Origin of the sequence: Candidatus Burkholderia verschuerenii (assembly GCF_001189365.1) — a bacterium.
Lineage (GTDB): Bacteria > Pseudomonadota > Gammaproteobacteria > Burkholderiales > Burkholderiaceae > Caballeronia > Caballeronia verschuerenii.
The window spans coordinates 35,626-44,808 of record NZ_LFJJ01000020.1 but is presented as its reverse complement, the minus strand read 5'-3'; the positions used below and the strand labels follow the sequence as shown (position 1 = coordinate 44,808).

General features: G+C 62.2%; 9 protein-coding genes and 2 pseudogenes. 7 read left to right on the top strand and 4 right to left on the bottom strand.

From position 1 onward, the window contains the following. The 4 genes from BVER_RS33475 to BVER_RS06670 form a co-directional block, all read left to right on the top strand. Nucleotides 1-271, top strand: a 271-nt coding sequence (locus BVER_RS33475; protein WP_232316417.1) for a hypothetical protein, incomplete at its 5' end; no start/stop codon positions are given. A gap of 138 nt (nt 272-409) precedes the next feature. After that, a complete protein-coding gene (ada, locus tag BVER_RS06680) occupies nt 410-1,501 on the top strand; it encodes a bifunctional DNA-binding transcriptional regulator/O6-methylguanine-DNA methyltransferase Ada (RefSeq protein ID WP_050452610.1) in 1,092 nt (363 codons plus the stop codon). A gap of 179 nt (nt 1,502-1,680) precedes the next feature. After that, nucleotides 1,681-3,300, top strand: a complete 1,620-nt coding sequence (gene gshA, locus BVER_RS06675) for a glutamate--cysteine ligase (protein ID WP_050452609.1) — start codon at nt 1,681-1,683, stop codon at nt 3,298-3,300. A 162-nt stretch (nt 3,301-3,462) separates the two neighbouring features. Next, a complete protein-coding gene (locus BVER_RS06670) occupies nt 3,463-3,804 on the top strand; it encodes a hypothetical protein (protein WP_370444202.1) in 342 nt (113 codons plus the stop codon). Between the two features lie 9 nt (nt 3,805-3,813). On the opposite strand, the pseudogene BVER_RS31255 reads toward BVER_RS06670, so the two are convergent. Further along, nucleotides 3,814-4,053 (bottom strand): annotated as a pseudogene (locus BVER_RS31255) (hypothetical protein); the annotation flags it as partial. 118 nt (nt 4,054-4,171) lie between these two features. After that, nucleotides 4,172-5,807, bottom strand: a pseudogene (locus BVER_RS31250) (GMC family oxidoreductase); the annotation flags it as partial. A gap of 108 nt (nt 5,808-5,915) precedes the next feature. Here BVER_RS31250 and BVER_RS06655 point away from each other — a divergent pair. Then, nucleotides 5,916-6,704, top strand: a complete 789-nt coding sequence (locus BVER_RS06655) for a LysR family transcriptional regulator (protein WP_050452608.1) — start codon at nt 5,916-5,918, stop codon at nt 6,702-6,704. Between the two features lie 92 nt (nt 6,705-6,796). Further along, nucleotides 6,797-7,324: a class IV adenylate cyclase gene (locus BVER_RS06650; protein WP_050452618.1), complete on the top strand. Its 528-nt coding sequence runs from the start codon at nt 6,797-6,799 to the stop codon at nt 7,322-7,324. On the opposite strand, the gene BVER_RS06645 is transcribed toward BVER_RS06650, so the two are convergent. Both BVER_RS06645 and BVER_RS06640 read right to left on the bottom strand, forming a co-directional pair. Then, on the bottom strand, nt 7,321-7,818 hold the full coding sequence (locus tag BVER_RS06645) for an Lrp/AsnC family transcriptional regulator (RefSeq protein ID WP_050452607.1): 498 nt from the start codon (nt 7,816-7,818) through the stop codon (nt 7,321-7,323). The genes BVER_RS06650 and BVER_RS06645 overlap by 4 nt on opposite strands. Nucleotides 7,819-8,067: 249 nt before the next feature. Next, entirely contained in the window at nt 8,068-8,298 is a 231-nt protein-coding gene (locus BVER_RS06640) for a DUF3717 domain-containing protein (RefSeq protein ID WP_050452617.1), read from the bottom strand. 180 nt (nt 8,299-8,478) lie between these two features. Here BVER_RS06640 and BVER_RS06635 point away from each other — a divergent pair, with 180 nt between their 5' ends. Then, a complete protein-coding gene (locus tag BVER_RS06635; RefSeq protein ID WP_050452606.1) occupies nt 8,479-9,165 on the top strand; it encodes a response regulator transcription factor in 687 nt (228 codons plus the stop codon). Nucleotides 9,166-9,183: the final 18 nt, after the last annotated feature.

Genomic DNA, 9,183 nt, shown 5'->3' with positions numbered 1-9,183 from the left:
GCTCCACGCTTCCTCCCCACGGTCGGTCGCCCTTCCGCAGTTGCGCTTCACTTCGCTCGCTGTGGTCAACTTGCCGCGCGACTTGCACCCGCAAGAGTGCGCCCATGCTGGGCGCACAAAAAATGCCCGCCTATGTGGACGGGCTGAATCCATATCAGGAAGAGACAGTTCCAATAATACACAGATACACAGCACCTTGACGCGGCGCAATAGAAATTTCAGTAAAAACACCTATGGCGTCAAGTTGTCGCATCTGCGCGTCATTTTTTAAATGTTCTGCGAATAATCCGGCCGATTCGGCCCGAATTTCATCGCAAACAACGACGCAAATGACAGCGCAAGAACCGGCGCGTAACCTGATCGGCATGGCCCTAGAGTGGACGCATAACCCAGAGCCATCGAGGTCGACATGAATACCGCAGACACCCTGGACACGCTTCAACTGGAATCGGACGACGGCCGCTGGCAGGCCGTCGTGGATCGCGATCCGCGCGCGGACGGCGCGTTCTTCTTCGCCGTGCGCACGACCGGCGTGTTTTGCCGGCCGTCGTGTGCATCGCGCGCGCCGCGCCGGGAGAACGTCGAGTTCTTCACCACGAGCGATGCCGCCGAGCACGCCGGCTATCGTCCGTGCAAGCACTGCCAGCCGACCAGCCTGCCGCGCGAACTGGCCATCGTCGAGCGTGCGTGCAAGGTGCTCGACGCCGATCCGCAGCAGCGCATGACGCTTCAGCAACTGAGCGATGCCGTGCACATCAGCCCGTTTCATCTGCAGCGGCTGTTTTCGCGAATCGTCGGCGTTTCGCCGCGACAGTATCAGGCGGCGCAGCGCGCGGGCGTGCTGCGCGAAGCATTGCAGCGCGGCCGCGATGTCACGCGCGCCACGCACGACGCGGGCTTCGGTTCGTCGTCGCGGATGTACGAAGCCGCGCCCGCGGAACTGGGCATGACGCCATCGGCGTATCGGCGCAAGGGCGCGGGATCGACGGCGCACTTCGCCATCGCCGAGACCTCGCTCGGCTTCGTGCTGGTCGCCGCGACCGACAAGGGCGTTTGCAAGATCGCCTTCAGCGACGATCGCGCGGCGTTGAGCGAGCAGCTCGCGACGGATTTCGCGCAGGCCGAACGCATCGAGGATACGAAGCGGATGGAGCCGTTCGTCGCGCAGATTCGCGCCTATCTTCACGGCACGCGCGAACGATTCGACCTGCCGCTCGATATCGGCGCGACCGCGTTTCAGCGTCGCGTGTGGGACGCGTTGCGCAGCATTCCCTACGGCGAGACACGCAGTTATAGCGATATCGCCGCATCGCTCGGCGAACCGAAGGCTGTGCGCGCGGTGGCGAATGCGTGCGGCCGCAATCCGGTCGCGCTCGCGATTCCGTGTCATCGCGTGATCGGCAAGGATGGCGCGATCGCGGGCTATCGCTGGGGACTGCATCGCAAGGAAGCGTTGCTGGAAACCGAGCGCGCGAGCGGCGATACGGGCAAGATCGCGTGAGCTCGACATAGCTGCATCGGCGCGCTTTTCAGCCGTGCGCCGATGCGCCGCTTCTTCTTCCAAATCCCCTTAAAAGACCCGCAAACCCCTACGAACATTGGGCTCAAGCAAGCGTATCGGCGAGGTGTTAAAGTGCCCGCTACCCTAAAAATACGTCGCGCGCTTTGCACCACGCATCAATGTCAAACAAGAATACAAGCCACCCCAAAGCCGGCGCGTTCCAGCGCAGATTGGCCGCGCTCGCGTCCGGTCCGCATGCGGACGCATTGCGTCAGGGACTGCGTGGCATCGAAAAAGAAAGTCTGCGTGTCACGCCCGATGGCAAGCTCGCCATGACGCCGCATCCGCGCGCGTTCGGCTCGGCGCTCACGCATCCGTACATCACGACGGATTATTCCGAAGCGCTTGTCGAACTCATCACGCCCGCGGAAAAAGACGTGGCGATTACGCTCGACAAGCTCGACGCGCTGCATCACTTCGCGTTCGCGCATATGGGCGACGACGTGCTGTGGAACGACTCCATGCCGAACTCGTTGCCGCCCGAAGACGACATTCCGCTCGGCTATTACGGCACGTCGAATATCGGCATGCTGAAGCGCGTGTATCGGCGCGGGCTGGCGCTGCGCTATAGCCGCACGATGCAATGCATCGCTGGCATTCACTACAACTACTCGCTGCACGAAGACGTGTGGCGCGCGTGGCAGGCGCTCGATCCGTCGAGCACGCTGTCGGCGAAGGACTTCCAGTCGGAGCGCTACTTCGCGCTGATCCGCAACTTCCGCCGCACCAACTGGCTGCTGATGTATCTGTTCGGCGCGTCGCCCGCGCTGAACAAGCGCTTTGTCGAAGGCAAGACGCATACGCTCGAAGCATTCGATGCCGACACGTTCTATCTGCCGCACGCCACCAGCCTGCGCATGAGCGATCTCGGCTACACGAACAATCCGGCGCAGGCCGCGCTGCTGCCGAATTACGACGAAGTGAACGCCTACGTCGACGTGCTCGCCCGCGCGGTGAGCGAGCCGTACGCGCCGTATCAGGCGATCGGCACGCAACGCAACGGCGAGTGGGTACAGATCAACACCAACGTGCTGCAGATCGAAAACGAGTTCTACTCGACCATTCGTCCAAAGCGCGTCACGCATTCGGGCGAGCGGCCGCTGCGTGCGTTGTCCGAGCGCGGCGTGCAATACATCGAAGTGCGCTGTCTCGATATCGATCCGTTCGTGCCGACCGGCATTTCGCTTGAGACGTCGCGCTTTCTCGATGCGTACCTGCTGTACTGCGCGCTCGAAGATAGCCCGTTCCTGCCGCAGGACGCGAGCATCGAGGCCAACGCCAACTTCGGCGCGGTCGTGAAGGAAGGCCGCAAGCCGGGTTTGACGCTCACGCGCGACGGCCAGCCTATCGCCATGCGCGACTGGGCGGAGGAACTGTTCGACAACATCGCGCCGGTCGCGGCGACGCTCGACCGTCTCAACGGCAACGACGATCACACCCGCGCGCTCGATGCGCTGCGTCCGCGCCTCACCGATGCATCGCTGACACCGTCCGCGCGCGTGCTCCAGACGATGCGCGACAATAAGCAATCGTTCGATGCCTTCGCGCTCGATCTGAGTCAGCGTCACGCCGCGTATTTCCGCGCGCGTCCGCTGTCGGCGGAAGAAGAACGCGACATGGCGACGCTCGCCGCGCAGTCGCTGATCAAGCAGGAAAACGTCGAACGGAGTGACACCGAATCGTTCGATGTCTTCGTCGCCGGTTATCAGGACTACAAGCTCGACCGCGCGAACGTCTGAGCGGCCGTCGGGTCATATCAGCAGCTTTTTCCTTGCCGCCGCCGTCGATGACGCGCGTCGGCAAGGCTTACGTATGTTTGCAACAGACCGAAACGAGCGGAAGCATCGACCGATTTGTCTGGTAGAAAATCGATGATTTGTTCACGACTTGGCGGGGAAACGATGCAATTCAAACACTTAGGCGCGATGCTCGCGGCAGCGGCGCTTACGCTGCTGGCCGGCTGCGCATCGCAGGATCAGGTCAGCAGCACCGTGATGGAACAAGCCACGCAGCCGCTCACCTGCATGAGCAAGGCCGAGTGCGACGCCTGGTGGGCGCGCTCGCAAGTCTGGGTGACCAACCATTCGGAATACAAGATTCAGACGGTTACCAATTCGATCATCCAGACCGCCGGTCCGTCGAGCGGCAAGCGCGCGCTCGCCTATCAGATCACGCTGACGCCGACCAACGACGCTACCGCGACGATGGCTTTCGTCATCCTCGCGTCGTCGATCGAACCGTGAAGCGCTGCGTTATTGCGGCGTGAGCGGCCGGTTCGATTGGCCCGGCTGATTGTCGATGTTGAGCGGCACCGGCTGCGGAATCGGATTGACCTGCACGCCGTCCGGCGACGGCGCGGGCACGGCGGCCTGCGGCGTCACATAGCGCGCGGTCGACGGACCGTTGCGCACGAACTGCTTGAAGTCCGCGCCCGCTTCCCACGGATTCGGATCGCAGCCGAGCGAGCTGTCGCAATGCGCGGCGAAACCGATGCATATTGCGCGCACATGACGCGACAGGCGCGTGCCATGCACGCGCCATCTCAACATGTGAAGCGTTCGTCTCGCGACTGCGTCGCGCGGTTACGATGACTTCCTGCGCATCGACCACGCGGCGATCTTCGCGGATCATTTCGCTGGCACGTTCGGCGATCATCAAGGTCGGCGAATTCGTGTTGCCCGATGTGATCGTCGGCATCACCGATGCATCGACGATACGCAGACCGCGCAGACCGATTACGCGCAACCGGCTGTCGACGACCGCGCCCGGATCGTTATCGGTTCCCAATGCGGCACGTGCCGACCGGATGAAAGATCGTCGTGCCGACTTTTCCGGCGGCATCGACGAGTTCTTCCTGCGTCTGAAACTGGATGCCGGGGAGAATCTCTTCGGGCTTGTACGGCGCCAACGCCGGCGCACCGACGATGCGACGCGTCAGCCGCAACGCGTTCGCCGCGACTTCCTTATCGCGATCCGTGGAAAGGTAATTCGGCGCGATCAAGGGCGCCGCATGCGCATCCGGCGACGCGATATGCACGCTGCCGCGCGACGTCGGCCGCAGATTGCACACGGACGCGGTGAACGCGTTGAACGCGTGCAACGGCTCGCCGAACTTCTCCAGCGACAAAGGCTGAACGTGATACTCGACGTCCGATCGCGTGATCGACGCATCGTTCGGATTCGACCTCGCGAACGCGCCGAGTTGCGAGGGCGCCATCGACATCGGACCGCTGCGCGTCAGCGCGTATTGCAGACCGATAAACAGCTTGCCCCACCAGCGCGCCGACAGCGTATTGAGCGTGCGCACGCCGTTCACCTTGTACGCCATCCGCAATTGCAGATGATCCTGAAGGTTTTCGCCGACGCCGCGCAAATCCTTGACGACATCGATTCCAAGCCGCTGCAGACGCGCGCCATTGCCGATGCCGGACAGTTCGAGAATCTGCTGCGAATTCACCGCGCCCGCGCTGAGAATCACTTCGCTGCGCGCCTTTGCGATGTATTCGACATCGCCGCCGCGATATTCGACGCCGACGCATCGCGTGCCTTCGAACACGAGACGCTGCGTATGCGCGCCGGTGATGGTCGTCAGATTCGGACGCTTCATCGCTTCGCGCAGAAACGCCTTGGCCGCATTCCAGCGGATGCCGCCGCGCTGGTTCACATCGAAATAGCCGACGCCGGTGTTGTCGCCGCGATTGAAATCGTCGGTGGCGGGAATGCCGGTTTGCTGCGCGGCCTTCGCGAAGGTCTCGAGAATTTTCCACTTCAGCCGCTGCTTCTCGACGCGCCATTCGCCGCCCGCGCCGTGAAATTCGTTCGCGCCGCCGTGATGATCCTCGCTGCGCTTGAAAACCAGCAGCACGGAATCCCACGACCAGTTCGGATCGCCGCTGATATGCGCCCAGTCGTCGTAATCCTCGCGCTGGCCGCGCATATAGATCATGCCGTTGATCGACGAACATCCGCCGAGCACGCGCCCGCGCGGATACGACAGCGAGCGCCCGTTGAGCCCCGGTTCCGCCTGCGTCTTGTACAGCCAGTCTGTGCGCGGATTGCCGATGCAATACAGATAGCCGACCGGAATATGAATCCAGTGGTAGTCGTCCTTGCCGCCCGCTTCGAGCAGCAGCACGTTGACGTTCGGATCTTCGGTGAGGCGATTCGCCAGCACGCATCCGGCCGTGCCCGCGCCGATGATGATGTAGTCGAATTCGCCTTCGAGCTTGCGCGCGGTCTGTTTCATCGCTGTCTCCCTTTTTATGCTTCGGATTCAGCGAGCGTACCGCTGAAAAGCGCAGCAAATCCAATGAGAGTTGTTCAATAGCGATATAAGTCGCGCTAATATCAGCCGATGGACTACACCTTGTTGCGCGCCTTTCTGACCGTCGCCCGCGAAGGCAATCTGACGCGCGCGGCGGCGCAATTGCATCTGACGCAACCGGCCGTCAGTTTGCAGATCAAGAATCTTCAGGAGATGCTCGGCGTCGTGCTGTTTTCGCGGACATCGCATGGCCTGCTGCTCACGCGCGATGGCGAAGCGCTGCTGCCGCACGCCGAACGAGCGCTCGCCGCCGCATCGGATGTGCAGCGCGCCGCCGCCACGTTGCGTCATGAAGTGAGCGGCACGCTACGCATCGGCACGATTCTCGATCCCGAATTTCTGCGGCTCGGCGGCTTTTTGCGGCAACTGGTCGAAACCTATCCGCGCATCGAAACGGCGATGCGCCACGGCATGTCCGGCTGGGTGCTCGAACGCGTGAAATCGCGCGATTTCGACGTCGGCTATTTCATCGGCGATCCGACGATGGACGGCACGCGCGATGGCGAACGCTTTCATGTCGTGCGTCTGACGCCGTTTATCTATCGCGTGCTCGCGCCGGCGGGATGGAACAATCGCGTCAACAAGGGCAAGCGGAGCTGGGCCGCGCTCGCCAAACTGCCGTGGATCTGGACGCCGCCCGAATCCGCGCACAATCGGCTGCTGTCGCGCATTTTCCGCGACGCGCACGCGCATGCGTTGACCATCGTCGAAGGCGTGACGGTGCCGACGCAGCTGTCGTTCATCACGCTGGCGGAGCGCCGCGAGGAACCGGCGATCGCGGCGGCGCTGAAGCTGATCGAGGCGCAATGGGCGGTGTAAACCCGCGCGCGAACCGCTTTCAAACGAGGTTCACACATTCTTTGTTAGGCTGATCCTTTTCCCGATCAACCGTGATTCAGGAGCAGTCGTTCATGGCACGCAACATAGAAATCAAGGCTCGCGCGCATCAATTCGATCAACTTCGCGAACGCGCCCCCGCGCTCGCCACCGATGCGCCGCTCGTGTTCCGCCAGCAGGACTTCTTCTACGACGTGCCGACCGGACGCCTCAAGCTGCGTCAGTTCGACGACGGCACGCCGTCCGAGTTGATCTTCTATCAGCGCGACGACCGCGACGGCCCGAAAGTCTCGTACTACACGCGCAGTCCGGTGACGAATCCCGAAGCGATGCACTCACTGCTCTCGCAGGCGCTGTCGACGCGCGGCATCGTGTCGAAGGAACGGCATGTGTATATCGTCGGGCGCACGCGGATTCATCTGGATCGCGTGGACGGACTGGGCGATTTCATCGAACTGGAAGTGCTGCTCGCGCAAGACGACGACGAAGCCGGCGGCGAGCAGGAAGCGCACGACATGTTCAAACAACTGGGCGTCGAGACGCACGATCTCGTGCCGCTCGCCTATGTCGATCTGCTGAATCCGGCGGCGGAGGCGGCTTAAGCGGCGGTATCGCCGTTTTCCGCGGCAAGGTGACTAAGCGGTAATGGCCCGTTGCGCTTGAACGTCGTCAGCACGATGTTCGAGCGCACGCTGTCCACGCCCGGCACGCGCATCAGCTTCTTCATGACGAAGCCCGACAGCGCGTTCAGATCCGGCGCGACGATCCGCAGCAGATAATCCGCGTCGCCGACGGTCGCGTGACATTCGAGCACTTCCGGCAGCATGTCGATCTGCTGCTGAAACTGCTCGATGATCGTATCCCCGTGATGTTTGAGCTTGAGGCTCGTGAAGGCCGTCACGCCGAGCCCGAGCTTTTCGGGCCGCAGCACGACCCGATACCCTTCGATGACGCCGGTCGCTTCCAGCCGCTGCAGGCGCCGCCCAATCTGCGACGGCGACAAGGGCACCTGTTCGCCGAGTTGCTGATGCGTGGCCCGGCCGAAGCGCTGGAGCACATCGAGCAGGGCGAGGTCGAAATGATCGAGTTCCAGCATGAGGCGAATATGCGCGAGAGCCGAGGTAATTGCGACTTTATCGCATTGCTGTGTGCGCGCTCATCAACCCGTCGCACAAAAGGGACGTTTCGCGCGAACTTTTCGAATGGCTTTCGACACCAAACAAGGTAACTGGGTTGTTACCAATAATGACACTATCGAAAGGACCGGAAACACGCCGGCGAGCGGAAAAAACGCTCGCTGGAAGCTTTCGAAAAGCCTGGCAAAAGGCAAAACTTCGTTTATCTTTCAATCACGAAGGCCGTTTTTGAAACACTCGTAATGTTCCCAGGCGGCGCGGGCGTCGGCATCCAGTTGTTCGGGCGGCAGGCTTGAGCGACGCTGTACAATCAGCAGCGCATAGGGCTTGGACAGCGCGCTTGCCTCCTTGCACAGGCGCAGCTCATCGCCTTGTGACGGGGAACGGCCGCGAAAGAAATTGATCGCGGCTTCCAGTTCGTTGATCGAAATGATGGCCATGTCCAGGCAGAACGACATACGGTGTGCGGCCAGCCGCGCAAGCTGCAGATGCGCGCAAGGCCGCATGAAAAGTAGTGGTTTTAACCGGCTCGAACCCTCGCCGCCGCATCGCACATGTTCCCCGCATACGCCAGAGCGCCCCGCCGGTTCGGGTTCAACCCATTGTACTTGAGCGACTCCATGCGAATCCTTCTGATCGAAGACGACCGCCCCATCGCGCGCGGCATTCAAAGCAGCCTCGAACAATCCGGCTTCACGGTCGACATGGTGCACGACGGCATCTTCGCCAAGCAGGCGCTCGCGCAGAACCGCCACGAACTCGTCATTCTGGATCTGGGCTTGCCCGGCATCGACGGCATGACGCTGCTGTCGCGTTTCCGCCAGAGCAACCGCCACACGCCGGTCATCATCCTGACCGCGCGCGACGAACTGCACGATCGCGTGCAGGGCCTGAACAGCGGCGCGGACGATTACATGCTCAAGCCGTTCGAGCCGCAGGAACTCGAAGCGCGCATTCGCGCCGTCATGCGCCGCAGCAGTCCGCACGGCGACGTGCCGCGTCCCGAAGTGTCGCTGGACGGTCTGCGTCTGTCGGGCGTCGATCGCCGCATCTTCAATGACGAGCGTCCGCTCAAACTGTCGCCGCGCGAATTCGCAGTGCTCGAAATGCTGCTGCTGCGTCACGGCCGCGTGGTCAGCAAGGCGCAGTTGCAGGATCATCTGACGCATTTCGGCGGCGATCTCGGCGATACCGCCATCGAAGTCTACGTGCATCGCGTGCGCAAAAAGCTCGAAAACACGCGCGTGGAAATCGTCACGGTGCGCGGCTTCGGCTATCTGCTTCAGGAGATTCGTCAGGCGGCCTGACGCCTTTCGTCACGCCGC

Coding starts and splice junctions, on each gene's coding strand:
- ada (WP_050452610.1), top strand. CDS start 410: ATGAATACCGCAGACACCCTGGACACGCTTCAACTGGAATCGGACGAC.
- gshA (WP_050452609.1), top strand. CDS start 1,681: ATGTCAAACAAGAATACAAGCCACCCCAAAGCCGGCGCGTTCCAGCGC.
- BVER_RS06670 (WP_370444202.1), top strand. CDS start 3,463: ATGCAATTCAAACACTTAGGCGCGATGCTCGCGGCAGCGGCGCTTACG.
- BVER_RS06655 (WP_050452608.1), top strand. CDS start 5,916: ATGGACTACACCTTGTTGCGCGCCTTTCTGACCGTCGCCCGCGAAGGC.
- BVER_RS06650 (WP_050452618.1), top strand. CDS start 6,797: ATGGCACGCAACATAGAAATCAAGGCTCGCGCGCATCAATTCGATCAA.
- BVER_RS06645 (WP_050452607.1), bottom strand. CDS start 7,818: ATGCTGGAACTCGATCATTTCGACCTCGCCCTGCTCGATGTGCTCCAG.
- BVER_RS06640 (WP_050452617.1), bottom strand. CDS start 8,298: ATGGCCATCATTTCGATCAACGAACTGGAAGCCGCGATCAATTTCTTT.
- BVER_RS06635 (WP_050452606.1), top strand. CDS start 8,479: ATGCGAATCCTTCTGATCGAAGACGACCGCCCCATCGCGCGCGGCATT.